Annotated in this window: 15 protein-coding genes; 14 read left to right on the forward strand and 1 reads right to left on the reverse strand. The window is 65.7% G+C overall.

Going from position 1 to position 12685, the window contains the following annotated elements:
- Nucleotides 1-47: 47 nt before the first annotated feature.
- From proB to QYR03_RS10565, 14 genes are all read left to right on the forward strand, one after another.
- On the forward strand, nt 48-1166 hold the full coding sequence (gene proB / locus QYR03_RS10500; protein WP_259851216.1) for a glutamate 5-kinase: 1119 nt from the start codon (nt 48-50) through the stop codon (nt 1164-1166).
- Nucleotides 1167-1169: 3 nt separating this feature from the next.
- Nucleotides 1170-2084 (forward strand): D-isomer specific 2-hydroxyacid dehydrogenase family protein, encoded by a 915-nt coding sequence (locus tag QYR03_RS10505; protein ID WP_301712881.1) that lies wholly within the window; start codon nt 1170-1172, stop codon nt 2082-2084.
- Nucleotides 2085-2102: 18 nt separating this feature from the next.
- Entirely contained in the window at nt 2103-3380 is a 1278-nt protein-coding gene (locus tag QYR03_RS10510) for a glutamate-5-semialdehyde dehydrogenase (protein WP_301712880.1), read from the forward strand.
- A 56-nt stretch (nt 3381-3436) separates the two neighbouring features.
- Nucleotides 3437-4357 carry a hypothetical protein gene (locus QYR03_RS10515; protein WP_301712879.1) on the forward strand — a complete coding sequence of 307 codons (921 nt, stop codon included), beginning with the start codon at nt 3437-3439 and terminating at the stop codon, nt 4355-4357.
- Nucleotides 4358-4455: 98 nt separating this feature from the next.
- A complete protein-coding gene (locus QYR03_RS10520; protein ID WP_259851202.1) occupies nt 4456-4899 on the forward strand; it encodes a hypothetical protein in 444 nt (147 codons plus the stop codon).
- A gap of 74 nt (nt 4900-4973) precedes the next feature.
- Nucleotides 4974-5555, forward strand: a complete 582-nt coding sequence (gene nadD, locus QYR03_RS10525; protein WP_301979046.1) for a nicotinate-nucleotide adenylyltransferase — start codon at nt 4974-4976, stop codon at nt 5553-5555.
- A gap of 64 nt (nt 5556-5619) precedes the next feature.
- The gene (gene rsfS, locus QYR03_RS10530; RefSeq protein ID WP_259851199.1) at nt 5620-6087 is read left to right on the forward strand and encodes a ribosome silencing factor; all 468 of its coding nucleotides are present in this window, start codon (nt 5620-5622) and stop codon (nt 6085-6087) included.
- A 6-nt stretch (nt 6088-6093) separates the two neighbouring features.
- Complete coding sequence (locus QYR03_RS10535; RefSeq protein ID WP_259851197.1) at nt 6094-6735, forward strand: histidine phosphatase family protein; 642 nt, start codon at nt 6094-6096, stop codon at nt 6733-6735.
- Nucleotides 6735-7529, forward strand: a complete 795-nt coding sequence (locus tag QYR03_RS10540; RefSeq protein WP_301712878.1) for a DegV family protein — start codon at nt 6735-6737, stop codon at nt 7527-7529. The genes QYR03_RS10535 and QYR03_RS10540 overlap by 1 nt, the downstream gene beginning before the upstream one ends.
- Nucleotides 7530-7624: 95 nt before the next feature.
- Nucleotides 7625-8248: a helix-hairpin-helix domain-containing protein gene (locus QYR03_RS10545; RefSeq protein ID WP_301712877.1), complete on the forward strand. Its 624-nt coding sequence runs from the start codon at nt 7625-7627 to the stop codon at nt 8246-8248.
- Complete coding sequence (locus QYR03_RS10550) at nt 8248-9810, forward strand: ComEC/Rec2 family competence protein (RefSeq protein ID WP_301712876.1); 1563 nt, start codon at nt 8248-8250, stop codon at nt 9808-9810. The genes QYR03_RS10545 and QYR03_RS10550 overlap by 1 nt, the downstream gene beginning before the upstream one ends.
- Before the next feature lies 1 nt (nt 9811).
- Complete coding sequence (gene holA / locus QYR03_RS10555; protein WP_259851192.1) at nt 9812-10747, forward strand: DNA polymerase III subunit delta; 936 nt, start codon at nt 9812-9814, stop codon at nt 10745-10747.
- 2 nt (nt 10748-10749) lie between these two features.
- On the forward strand, nt 10750-11145 hold the full coding sequence (locus QYR03_RS10560) for an ankyrin repeat domain-containing protein (RefSeq protein WP_259851191.1): 396 nt from the start codon (nt 10750-10752) through the stop codon (nt 11143-11145).
- Nucleotides 11142-11789, forward strand: coding sequence for a LysE family translocator (locus tag QYR03_RS10565; protein WP_259851190.1), 648 nt, complete (start codon nt 11142-11144; stop codon nt 11787-11789). Before QYR03_RS10560 ends, QYR03_RS10565 begins: the two co-directional genes overlap by 4 nt.
- Here QYR03_RS10565 and QYR03_RS10570 read toward each other — a convergent pair.
- Nucleotides 11786-12637 carry a PHB depolymerase family esterase gene (locus QYR03_RS10570; RefSeq protein WP_259851189.1) on the reverse strand — a complete coding sequence of 284 codons (852 nt, stop codon included), beginning with the start codon at nt 12635-12637 and terminating at the stop codon, nt 11786-11788. The two genes, QYR03_RS10565 and QYR03_RS10570, sit on opposite strands and share 4 nt — an antisense overlap.
- Nucleotides 12638-12685 lie beyond the last annotated feature (48 nt).

Below are 12685 nucleotides of genomic sequence, written 5' to 3' on the forward strand. Positions count from 1 at the left end.
CTCTCGTTTCATAGATTTATCGTATCGGCTCGTTACAATAGATAAGCATGAGTGAAGAGCTGAGAAACGAGATAGCCGGCGCGAAAAAGATTGTGGTCAAGCTGGGCACAAGCTCCCTTGTCGACAGTTCCTCCGCCGTCTCCCGCGAGAAGATCGACCGCATTGTCGACGCCATTGAGGCCCGCACTGACCGCGGGGGCGACGTTATCGTCGTGTCCTCCGGCGCCGTCGCGGCTGGCATGCTCCCTCTCGGCCTGACGGTGCGCCCCAAAGACCTGGCCACCAAGCAGGCGTCCGCGTCGGTCGGGCAAATTCACTTGGCCCAGGCCTGGGGCGAGTCCTTCGCCCGCTACGGCCGCACCATCGGGCAGGTCCTGTTGACCCAGTCCGACGCCGGTGTCCGCGAGCGCGCCCGGAATGCGCAGCGCACCATCGACCGGCTGCGCCAGATGGCGGCCGTCCCGATCGTGAATGAGAACGACACAGTGGCCACGTCGGAAATGCGGTTCGGTGACAACGACCGGTTGTCGGCGATCGTCGCAACGCTCACCGCCGCCGATGCCCTCATTCTCCTGTCGGACGTGGACGGCCTGTACGACCGCAACCCGAAAGAACCGGGCGCCACCTTCGTGCGGGAGGTGCGCTCCGGCAAGGACCTCGAAGGAATTGTCGCCGGCGACGGCGGCGTCTACGGCACCGGCGGCATGGCCTCGAAAGTCTCCGCGGCACGCCTGGCCACGCGCGGGGGAGTGCCCGTGCTGCTCACCTCTTCGGAGAACATCGAGCAGGCGCTCGGCGACGCCAGCGTGGGCACCGTCTTCCACACCCGCCCCGAATCGCAGCTGTCCGCCTGGAAATTCTGGGTCCTCTACGCCGCCGATGCCGAGGGCGTGCTCAGACTCGACCAAGGCGCCGTCGATGCTGTCACCCGGGGCGGAACCTCCCTGCTCGCAGTCGGAATCACTGGCGTGGACGGCGACTTCCACGCCGGCGACATCGTGGAGATCCTCGGCCCCGACGGCCAAGCTATCGGGCGCGGCGTGGTCGGCTATGACGCCGCCGAGCTCACCGGCATGCTGGGCAAGCGCACCGACGAGCTGCCCGAGCATCAGCGCCGCTCCGTGGTGCACGCGGACTACCTGTCCAATTACGCATCTAGGCTTTAAGGCATGAAGTTCGCGATCTTGCCCTCGCCGTGGTCCTTAACCGTCGACGAGCTGGAAGGCCACGGCCACCATCATGTGGACATCGAAGACAACCCCGACGTGCTGATTTATCACGGTGGCGCGGAGGAATTCCCGGAAGCCCTGCCGGACAGTGTCCAACTCGTCCAGTTCGCGTGGGCGGGCATCGACGCTCTCGACGGGGCGGGGACTCTCAAGCGCTCAGGTGTGCGGTGGGCGAATGCGGCGGGGCTGTACGACGATGCAGTGGCCGAATCCGCTCTCGCGCTCATCCTTGGGGCGCTGCACCAGTTCGAGCGGGTCACCCCGGATGGTACGGCGAAGAAAGTCATCGAGGAAGAATCCCGCTACCTCGTGGAGGACATGACGGTGGCCATTATCGGTGCGGGAGGTATCGGCAAGAAACTGATAGATTTCTTGGCCCCGTTCAAACCAGAGATTCTCGCGGTGAACCGGTCCGGCAACCCCGTCGACGGTGCGGATGAGACCATTCCGATCAATGACGCGGACGGGGTGTGGGGCCGTGCGGATGTCGTTGTCCTCATTGCGCCGTTGACGCAGCAGACGCGCGGCATGGTCGATGCGTCAGTGCTAGCGAAGATGAAGAAGAATTCGGTCCTAATCAATGTTGGACGAGGTCCGCTGGTGGTCACCGATGATCTCGTAGCGGCGCTTAACGACGGCACGATCGCGGGGGCAGCTCTGGATGTCACCGACCCGGAACCGTTGCCCGCCGATCATCCGTTGTGGGAATCAGATCGCTGCCTGATCACTCCGCACACCGGAAGCACCCCGCGATTCGGTAAGGAGCGTATTGGAGGACTCGCCCTGCAGAACTGGGATGCGTTCAATCGCGGCGAGCAAATGCTCACCGAAGTCGACGTGGAGCAGGGGTATTAATCGGTAGGATCGGCCATCATGAGTGATACGAGAGACTTGGAACGCGAAGAGGTAATGGCCAAAGCACAGGCGGCTAAAGCCGTCGCCCCGAGGTTGGCGACGTTGCCCACCGCCGAAAAGGATGCGGTGTTGCACGCGGCGGCGGAGGAACTCGTCGCGCGCACCGAGGAGATTCTCGCCGCGAACCAGCGCGATATCGAGGAAGGAAAAGCAGTCGGGTTGAGCGGCTCCCTCATCGACAGGCTGGCACTCGATGCCGACCGGATCGAGGGGATCGCCGGCGGGCTGCGCCAGGTCGCCTCGCTGCAGGATCCGGTGGGGGAGGTCCTGCGCGGCCGAGTCATGTACAACGGCATCCAAATGAAGCAGGTCCGCGTGCCCCTCGGCGTCATGGGCATGGTCTACGAAGCCCGTCCGAATGTGACGGTCGACGCCTTCGGTCTTGCGTTGAAGTCGGGCAACGTGGCGCTTCTGCGCGGGTCGAAGTCGGCGCGGAACTCGAATGAGGCGCTCGTGGAAATCCTCCAGGACGTCGCGGAGAAGTATGGCCTGCCGCGCGAGATCGTGCAGCTCCTCCCGTGCGAGTCCCACGATTCGGTCCAGGACCTCATCACCGCGCGCGGACTCGTCGACGTTGTCATTCCGCGCGGCTCGGCCCGCCTCATCGAGGCGGTGGTCACAGGAGCGACCGTGCCCGCTATCGAGACCGGCACGGGCAACTGCCACTTCTACATTGACGCCGATGCGGACCTCGACCAAGCAATCGCCATGGCGATCAACGGAAAGACGCGCCGTTGCTCCGTGTGCAACGCGACCGAAACAGTGCTTATCGACGGCGCCCTCGACCCCCGCGACCAGCTCCGCGTCATCACTGAGCTGCAGGAGGCGGGGGTGACGGTGCACGGGGACGTCGATAAGCTCTCTGCTCTCGGCGCGGAGAACGTGGTCGCCGCGACGGAGGAAGATTGGACCGACGAATATCTCTCGATGGACATCGCCGTGCAGATCGTCGACGGGGTGGACGGGGCAATTGCCCACATCGCGCAGTACACGTCGGGACACACTGAGGCGATTGCGTCGCTCAACGCGTACACCTGCCAGAAATTCGCCGCGGAGGTCGACGCCGCCGCCGTCATGATCAACGCTTCGACCGCCTTCACTGACGGCGAGCAGTACGGAATGGGAGCCGAGATCGGCATTTCCACCCAGAAGTTCCACGCCCGCGGCCCCATGGCGCTACCGGAGTTGACTAGCACGAAGTGGATTTTGGAGGGTACTGGACAGACGCGCGACTAGTTTCGGTTTAGGATGTTCCCGTCATTGAAAACTTCACACAGAGGAACATCCCCGCCGTGTCCCACCTTGTCTCGCGCCGTCGCGCGCTCGCAGTCGTCCTCGCCTTCGTCCTCGCTGTCACCTGCACCGTCGTTCCCGCCGCACCCAAGCGCGCTGAAGCCCGCGCGTGCCCGGCTGTCGCCGTCGTCGCCGCCCGCGGCTCCGGGCAGCCCAACATCGGCCGCACTAGCTACGCGAGTAGCCCCTGGGTGTCCAACGGCTGGGAGGGCGAGCATATCCGCGCCTTCCTGCGTACCTCGGAAAGCCGCTACCGCGCCACCCACAGTGGCAAGTCCCTGATGAATAACGTCGAGGTCCTGGGGCTCGGCCCCGAGTACTACCCGGCGTTCATGCCCGAGTATCACGGCACCGTCCCGGCGCTGCCGCGCACCCTCGCGCAGACGTTGAACCTCGTGGGCGTTTACGCGCTCCCGCTGTTCCAGATGGGAGCACAGGCGGCCCGCGACTTCGTCGGTTCAGTGGGCACTGGCCGCGTCGGAGTGATCCGCCAGATCGACGACTACCAGCGCGCCACCGGATGCCGCCCCCAGTACGTCGTCGTCGGATTCTCGCAGGGAGCGATGATCCTGCAGGACGCTGAGCGTGAACTCGCGCGCCGCGGACAGCTCGCCGGTGCCGTCTACCTGGGCAACCCGATGACCGCGCCGGGCGATCCTGCCACCGTCGGTGTGGCCGGCGGCGGTGCGGGCGGTCTGGTCGGCTGGTCGCCGCTGAATTCTAAGACTGCTGCCGCGACCCGCAACCGCGCCAACTACTGCCTGCCGCTCGACGGCGTGTGCGACTTCTCGCTGGCCACCCTCCGTGCGTCCGAGGCGACTGGCGGTAACCACGGACGCTATTTCGTCTGGCCGTCGCGGTGGGACAACGTCGTCGCCGATCGTTTCGGTAAATGGGTCGATGGGGTACGATACCGGTAGAAGCTGGTTAACGGGGTCTGTGTGTTTCCGTAAAACGCGCGCTGCGGAAACCGCAAAAGCCCAGCAAAAGGGTGATTTTTAGGAGAAAGAAGATCGGGATGCGTTTCGCTTCATTGGTTGTGGCTGCAACAGTCGCAGTGGCAAGTAGCGTCTGCGCCACACCTGCCGCCCACGCCCAAATTGAGGTAGTGGACACCCCGGTCGAGGTTCCTAAGTCCGCGCCGCCGGCAGTGATTATCGGTGATGCGGTCTACGTTCTCGTCGACGGCACCTACCGCAAGGTTGACAGCGAGCTACCCGTGGATCCGAACGTGCCCGACCGAGGCCTGCCGTACCCGGACCCGAACGGGAAAGTGGAAGAGAAAGAACCGGCCAAGCCGAAAGAAGACGGGAACAAGCCGAAACCGACTGTCGTCGATTGGCTCGTGCCGTTGCTGGTCACAGGCGGGGTCATAGCGGGGTTGGCGGCGCTGTTCCACAAGCTTTACCCCTCGGGCCGGTTGATCATGTACTACCAGCCGGGCACACCCATCACGCTATGACGGGCGCGAACACACCGGCTGCGTTCCCTACCGAGGGCAAGCCCGCGGGCGCGTCCCCGCGCCGTATCGGGATCATGGGTGGCACCTTCGACCCGATCCATAACGGCCACCTTGTCGCCGCGAGCGAAGTCGCGGATGTCTTCGGCCTCGAAGAGGTCGTGTTCGTGCCTACGGGGGAGCCGTGGCAGAAAGCGGACCGGCGTGTGTCGGACGCCGAGGACCGTTACCTGATGACGGTGATCGCCACCGCCTCCAACCCGCGCTTCCATGTCTCCCGCGTCGATATCGACCGCGGCGGCCCGACCTACACCGTGGACACCCTCACGGACATTGCCGAGCTGTACCCGGACGACGACTTGTTCTTCATCACCGGCGCCGACGCGTTGGCCTCCATCATGTCGTGGCACGACTGGGAGAAGATGTTCGACCTCGCCGAATTCGTCGGTGTCACGCGGCCGGGGTACGAGCTGGCGGAGGACATGCTGCCGGAAGTGCAGCGCGGACGCACCCACCTGATCAAGATTCCGGCCATGGCGATCTCTTCGACCGACTGCCGCGAGCGCGCGTCCCAGGGGCGCCCCGTGTGGTACTTGGTGCCAGACGGGGTGGTGCAGTACATCGCCAAGAACGAGATGTACGCCAATTGGCCAGACTGACGCCGACGTGGAACAATGCGTAGGTTGAGATCGCTCTGACCCAGCTCGAGTAAGGATTGCACGTTTGACTGCTTCGGACACCGCCCGGGAATTGGCCGTCGTCGCCGCGAAAGCTGCCGACGAGAAGCTCGGCCGCGACATTGCCGTTATCGACGTCACAGACGTTATGGCCATCACTGATATTTTTGTCGTCGTTTCCGCCGACAACGAGCGCCAGGTGGCTGCCATCGTCGAGGAAGTCGAGGACGAGTTGACCAAGGCGGGCGCGGAGCCGAAACGCCGCGAGGGCAACCGTGAATTCCGCTGGGTGTTGCTGGATTACGGCATGTTCGTCGTGCACGTGCAGCGCGACGCCGAGCGCGAATTCTACGGACTGGACCGTCTCTACGCGGACTGCCCCCTCATCGAGGTCGAGGGAATCGAGCCGCCGGCGCGCCCCGGCCAATTCGCCGACGGCGCGAATGTGCGCGGGCTCGAGGACATCGACGACTTGCCGCTCGCCGGCGAGGGCCCCGCGAACGACGACCTGTAGGCAGTCATGAGCCGACGTTTGATCATGATGCGGCACGGCGAGACCACGTACAACGCTGGTCGCCGCATGCAGGGACAGTTGGACACGCCGCTTTCCGATGTCGGTCTGACTCAAGCCCACGCCGCCGCCGAATGGGTCGCGGGCATGGGAATCACCAAAATCGTGTCGTCCGATCTGAGCCGCGCCCGCACCACAGCCGAGATTATCGGAAAGAAGCTGGATCTCGAGGTGGAACTTGAGCCGCGCCTGCGTGAAACCCACTTGGGCACGTGGCAGGGAATGACGCACGACGAGGTAGACGGCGCGTTCAGCGGAGCCCGCGCGGCCTGGCGCCATAATCCGGCGTGGGCGCCGCCGGAGGGGGAGTCGCGGCTGGATGTGGCGGAAAGAGCGCGTCCGGTCGTCGATAAGCTCATGCTTGACGACGCCTGGGACGGTGCCACTATCCTCCTCGTCGCGCACGGCGGTACCATCTCGGCGCTGACGTCGAACCTGCTGGGGCTTGCGCACTCGCAATACCCCCTGCTCAAAGGGCTGGGGAACACGAACACCTCGCAGCTGTCTGCGCGCCCGCGTCTCGGCGGTGACGGCTCGTGGGACGACCCGCAGTGGTACCTCGAGGCGTGGAACCAGGGGGCCGCGCGCTGATGGCAGTCCGCGTCGTCACTGATTCATCGTCGGGTATTCCGGCGAAACTGGCAGAAGAACTGGATATCACCGTCCTCGACCTGCATGTGCTCGAGGACGAGGAAGCATCCACCTCCGGGCTCTCGGCGCTCGAGCTCGCTGCTGCCTACGCCCGACAGTTGGAGCGCGGTGGCGACGACGGGATCGTGGCCCTCCACCTGTCGAAGCGCCTCTCCTCGACCTGGTCTGCGGCGGTGAGTGCGTCGGCCGTGTTCGACGATGCTGTTCGCGTCGTTGACACCGACTCCGCAGGCATGGCGGTGGGGGCGGCGGCGATTGCCGCGGCGTCCTTCGCGCGCGCCGGGGCCGACCTCGACGGGTGCGCCGCAGCCGCGGAAGCCGCCCTCGCCATGTCGGAGACCTGGCTGTACCTGCGGCAGCTCGACGACATGCGCAAGTCCGGCCGCCTCTCCGCGACGACCGCTATGCTGTCCGCCGCGCTGCTGGCCACGAAGCCCATCCTGCGGGTCAACGACGGCAAGCTCGAACTGGCGATCAAGACCCGCACGCAGTCGAAGGCGTTCTCGAAGCTCGTCTCCCATGTCGTCGACCGCGCCGACGGCATGCCTGTCGCCGCCGCCGTGCAGTACAGCGGCGACGCGGACAACGCGGCAACGCTGAAAGAATTGCTGGAAGAAGCACTCGTCAGCGGTTCGTCCGTCCACCTCACCCCGCTCACCGACGCAGTGGCCGCCCACACCGGTGAAGGCGCAATCGGGCTATCGGTGTTCTACACCACGCCGGCGAAGGACTAGCTCTGTCCACAGTTCGGTGACGCGTCAACGCGGTTATCCACAGGTCCAGGACAAAGCTCTTTGGGGCTCGCTCCGCGCGCCGTAGCGTGAGCGCCATGAACGTATCGCAGCGTCTCGCCGAACTCACCCGCCCGACTGGGGAAGAAGACCTGATGGCGGTGGACTACCCCGAACCCCGAATTTCTGTCCCGCCGAAACATGCCGCCGCGGCCGTCGGCGCCGTACTCGTGCTCGTCGCCGGATGGTTCCTCATACGCGGGGACACCGCGCCGGAGCCCGAGTGGGAGCACACCCAAGCCCAAGCCCCGACCGCCGAAATCGTCGTCTCAGTCGTCGGTGCCGTGGCCGCGCCGGGACTGGTCACCCTCGACGACGGTGCGCGCATCGCCGATGCCCTCGACCACGCCCAGCCGCTCCCGGAGGCGGACTTGATCAGCCTCAACCTTGCTCAAGTGCTTGCCGACGGCCAGCAGATCGTCGTCCAGAAACAAGGAGAGGCGCCCGCGGGGAGCAGCGACGGCGGCAGCAGCGGAATCTCTCTCAACTCGGCGTCCGCGCAGGAACTCACTGAACTTCCGGGTGTGGGGGAGGCGACGGCGGCGGCGATCGTGGCGCACCGCGAATCCATCGGCACCTTCAGCAGCATCGAGCAGCTTCTCGACGTCAAGGGCATCGGCCCCGCCAAATTCGACGCCATCAAAGATCTGGTCAGTCTCTGATGGGGGAGCTCCGCCTGGTGCCTGCCGCGGCGGCGGTGTGGGCTGCCGCCTTGGCCGTCATTCTCGCCGGCCCGCTGTGGGCGGTGGGAACCATAGCGGCGTTCGCCGCCGCGTGCGCCCTGCTGCGCGAATACGGCCAGGCGATTCTCTCCGGCGGCATCGGCGCGTGCTCCGCCGCCGTGGCATGGGCCCGCCGCACGCTCGCCGAAACAGCTGAATTCGGCGGCGCCATCACAGGCACAGTCAGCGGTGCCCCGAAGCAGCTCGACACGGCCGGTAACTGGATCGTCAACGTCAACGTGGAGGGCTACCCGGTCCCCGTGCCCGTCTTCGCGGAGGATATCCCAGACGGCATTGTCGCCGGCACCACCGTGACAGTGGACGGCACCGCCTCCGAATCGACACGCCCCGGCCTCGGGACCGTGACCTTCAACGGGGATGTGGAAACGGTGGCGCCCCCAGAAGGCTTCGCGGCTTTCGCGGCGGCTGTGCGGGAACGTTTCGCCGGAGCGGTGGAAGCGTCGGTGGGCGAGCATGCCCAAGGTCTCATTCCGGGAATGGTGCTGGGAGATGTGTCGATGCAGTCGGCGGAGGAGCAGCAGTCCTACATCGACACCGGCCTGAGCCACCTGAGTGCGGTGAGCGGCGCGAACTGCATGTACGTCGCCACCGCGGCGCTGCTCATCGCGCGGGCATGCCGGCTCGGACTGCGTGGGCAGCTTCTCGCGGCGGGAACCGCCCTGCTGGTCTATGCGGGCCTCGTCGGCCCGGAACCCAGCGTGCTGCGGGCGACAGTTTCAGGGCTCGTCGGCTTCACGGCGGTCATCTGCTCGGCCCGCGCCGAACCCATCCATGTGCTGTGCCTAGCGGTGATTGGCCTGATCCTCGTGGACTCCGACCTCGCGGTCAACTACGCATTCGCCCTCTCCACCGCGGCGACTGCGGGCATCGTGGCCATTTCACCGCTGATCTACCGTGCGTTGGCGCCGCTCGGTTGGCCCGACATCGTGGGCAAAGCGGTCGCGGTGGCGGTTGCCGCGGATGTGGCCACAGCGCCGATCATCGCGGGCATGGCGGGCAGGGTCTCGCTGGTCGCCGTCATCGCCAACGTGCTCGTGGCTCCCGTCGTCGGGGCCGTCACAGTGCTGGGCATGGCCGCTGCGATTCTGGCGCAGTTCCACCACCTTCTGGCCGCGCCGTTGCTGTGGATCATCCAGCCGCTCGCCGGGTGGATCCGCACCGTCGCGGATTCGGCCGACCACCTTCCCGCCACTACGGTCCAGGCACGTCCGGCAGTGGTGGCGGTGTTCTACGGCTGGGTCATCGCAGGCTTCATCGCGTCGCGCCCGCGGGCCACGGTGGCCGCGGCAGCGCTCGTCGTGGGGATTGCGATGGTGGGGGAGGTGGAACGTGTGGACGTCGATAAGCGGCATCCGCACGTCGTCGATTCCGAAGCCGAGATCGAGCCCATCCCGCCCGGAACCACCGTCGTGGTGGTGCGCGACGGGCATCGGGACCGGCCTACCGTCACGCAGGACGGCATCCCCGTGATCTATCCGTAGAATGACCGGCATGATGAGTCCGGTCCACTTCGTCGTCGGCGAAGATGAGTTTCTCGCCGAGCGCGCCATGCAGAGCATCATCGACGAAGCTGGCCCCGCCGCGGAAGTGACCAAACTGCGCGCCGGGGAAGTGACCGCCTCCGAGCTTGCGCAGGCAACGAGCCCGTCGCTGTTCGCTGAAGAGCGCGTTGTGGTGGTCACCAACACCGAACTTGCCGGAAAAGAACCGACGGAGCTGCTCCTGCAGGCCGCCGTCGACCCCGCGCCGGGCATGACCCTCGTGATCGTGCACAGCGGCAAAGGCCGCAACAAGTCGTACGTGCCGAAATTCAGCAAAGCTGCCGAAGTGCACGAAGCGAAAACACTCAACCAGAGGGAAAGGCAAAGCTGGGTCACGTCAGAATTCCGCCGCCGCGGGGTGCGCCCCACCCCGGACGTGATCGGGGCACTGCTGGAATCGGTCGGATCGGACCTCCGTGAACTTGCATCCGCGATCGAGCAGCTCGTCGAGGACACCGAAGGGGAAATCACCGTTTCGGCCGTGCGCGCCTACTACACAGGCGTGGCGGAGGTCTCCGGCTTCGACATCGCGGACCAGGCGGTCGCGGGTCGCACCGACCGCGCGTTGGCCAGTACCCGCCGCGCCCTCCAACTCGGGATCAGTCCGGTCGCCATCACGGCGGCGTTGGCCAACAAAGTCGGCGACATCGCGAAGCTGTACCAGACCCGCGGCAATCCCGACCAGATTGCGCGGACGGTGGGGATGCACCCGTTCGTCGCGAAGAAAACAATGCAGGTGGCCCGCAACTGGTCCGGCCACGCCGTCAGCGAGGCGGTGATCATCGTCGCCGAACTCGACGCCGTGGTCAAAGGTCAGGGCGGCGACCCCGAATTCGCAGTTGAGGATGCTGTCCGGCGCATTGCCCAACTCGCGTGATAATGTGCGTCAGCGTGACTGAGATTCCCGCAGACGTGCAAGAATTCGCCACCCGCCTGTTCAACATGGCGCGCTCCGGCGACACGACCTTGTTGGATTACGTCGACCAGGGCGTCGCCGTGGACATGACCAACCAGGACGGCAACACGTTCCTCATGCTCGCGTCCTACTCCGGCCATGTTGAGCTGGTCAAAGGCCTCATCGAGCGTGGCGCGGACGTGAACAAGCTCAACGACCGCGGCCAGGCGCCGCTCGCGGGCGTTGTGTTCAAGAAGGAGGACGCGCTTATCGACGTCCTCCTTGACGCCGGTGCCGACCCCACCGCCGGAACCCCCGACGCGATCGCCACGGCGAAGATGTTCGAGCGCGACGACCTCGTGGAGAAGATGAGCAAGTGAATCCCGCGGACCTCGCGGCGATCGTTCTCCTCAACCTGGCCGGTGCAGCCACCCCTGGGCCAGATATTGTCCTGCTCACGCGCCTGGCAACACGTTCACGCCGGCATGCCATCGCGGCGACGCTGGGGATCTACGTCGGGGCGTTCTTCTGGATCACCCTGACGGTTCTCGGTGCCGCGGCTGTTCTGACCGCGTTCCCGTGGTTGCTGGAGCTGATCCAAGTTGCCGGCGGCTCCTGGATCATGTTCATGGGCTACACCACCGCGCGCCAGGGGTGGAGGGACCGCGAAAACCCGCCGCTGGACCTCGATGACGCGGAGGACCGGTTGGGCACGACGCGCGACAGCTTCATCAAGGGGTTGACCACGAACCTGTCGAACCCGAAGATCGTGCTGTTCCTTGCGGCGCTGGTCGCGCCGCTGCTGCCGCCGAGTCCCAGCATTGGCACCGCCGCCGTCGTGATTTTCGCGCTGTGGTTCACGGCATTCCTGCTGTTTATCAGCTTCAGCTTGGTCGTGTCCACCAACCGTGTGCGCCGCCGCCTGTTCAGCGCCGGGCCCTATATCGACATGGGTGCCGGCGGTTTCTTCATCGCCGCCGGTACCTTCCTGGTCGTGCGCGGAATCGTCGGTTTGGGCTCCTAACCCAGGAAGAAGCGCACCACACGGTCGGTGGCGCCGGGGAACCAGATGTGGCCGCCGCCGTGGATCTTGTGCAGCTCGGTGCGGGCGTCGCAGCCAGTGAGCGTGCCGTCTTTCTGCGTTTCGCAGCCGTTGCGGCGGCCGAAGTCGGCGAAAACACTCGGCACGGAGCGGTACGGTGCGCCATGGCGGGAGCCGCCGTCGAAATGCATGGTGTCGTCGTTATCCGCGTGCATGATCAATGCGGGCACTTTGCCCGGGGCGCAGTTGCTCACCGTCGGGTTGTAGTACGCCCCGGCGACGCTCGCCACACCGGCGACGAGATCTGGTGCGTGGCAGGCCAGCGCCGCCGCCATGCCGCCGCCGTTGGACAGGCCAGCCGCGTAAATGCGTTTGCGGTCCACCTTGTGCATCGAGGCGACATTATTCACCACGGCGCGGACGAAACGGATATCGCCGCTCATAGACGTGCGGGCGTACGGGGCGCCGCCCCACGCGTTGTCCAAGCCCTGCGGGTAGACGACGATTGCACGGTCGCCTGCCGCGCGCTCCAGCTGCTGGTACGACCGGGTCCCGCCAGCGCTGTGCTGCCAGCCGCCGAAACCGATGATCACCGGGTACGCCCGCAGCGGGTTGTAGTTGCGCGGCAGCACCAGCGTGTACGGGCGGACCATGCCGTCGACGGTGACGACGCGGAAGTCCAGCCCCGATTCGGAGAGTGACTTGGCCACGCCGGCAGCCTGGCTGGAACCGGTGGAGGAAAGCTGCGCGGAGGCCTCAGCGGGCGGGACCGAAAGCGCGATCATTGCGGCGGTGAATGCTGCGCACGAAACTCGGCGAAATTTTTTCATGAGGGGGATATTACGGCTCCGGGACCGCGGTGTCACTTTGGGGGCTCA

Source organism: Corynebacterium sp. P4-C1, from assembly GCF_030503595.1.
Taxonomy (GTDB): Bacteria; Actinomycetota; Actinomycetes; order Mycobacteriales; family Mycobacteriaceae; genus Corynebacterium.

Excerpts from the sequence above, each read along its gene's own strand:
- proB (WP_259851216.1), top strand. The coding sequence starts at position 48 with ATGAGTGAAGAGCTGAGAAACGAGATAGCCGGCGCGAAAAAGATTGTG.
- QYR03_RS10505 (WP_301712881.1), top strand. The coding sequence starts at position 1,170 with ATGAAGTTCGCGATCTTGCCCTCGCCGTGGTCCTTAACCGTCGACGAG.
- QYR03_RS10510 (WP_301712880.1), top strand. The coding sequence starts at position 2,103 with ATGAGTGATACGAGAGACTTGGAACGCGAAGAGGTAATGGCCAAAGCA.
- QYR03_RS10520 (WP_259851202.1), top strand. The coding sequence starts at position 4,456 with ATGCGTTTCGCTTCATTGGTTGTGGCTGCAACAGTCGCAGTGGCAAGT.
- nadD (WP_301979046.1), top strand. The coding sequence starts at position 4,974 with ATGGGTGGCACCTTCGACCCGATCCATAACGGCCACCTTGTCGCCGCG.
- QYR03_RS10535 (WP_259851197.1), top strand. The coding sequence starts at position 6,094 with ATGAGCCGACGTTTGATCATGATGCGGCACGGCGAGACCACGTACAAC.
- QYR03_RS10540 (WP_301712878.1), top strand. The coding sequence starts at position 6,735 with ATGGCAGTCCGCGTCGTCACTGATTCATCGTCGGGTATTCCGGCGAAA.
- QYR03_RS10545 (WP_301712877.1), top strand. The coding sequence starts at position 7,625 with ATGAACGTATCGCAGCGTCTCGCCGAACTCACCCGCCCGACTGGGGAA.
- QYR03_RS10550 (WP_301712876.1), top strand. The coding sequence starts at position 8,248 with ATGGGGGAGCTCCGCCTGGTGCCTGCCGCGGCGGCGGTGTGGGCTGCC.
- holA (WP_259851192.1), top strand. The coding sequence starts at position 9,812 with ATGACCGGCATGATGAGTCCGGTCCACTTCGTCGTCGGCGAAGATGAG.
- QYR03_RS10560 (WP_259851191.1), top strand. The coding sequence starts at position 10,750 with ATGTGCGTCAGCGTGACTGAGATTCCCGCAGACGTGCAAGAATTCGCC.
- QYR03_RS10570 (WP_259851189.1), bottom strand. The coding sequence starts at position 12,637 with ATGAAAAAATTTCGCCGAGTTTCGTGCGCAGCATTCACCGCCGCAATG.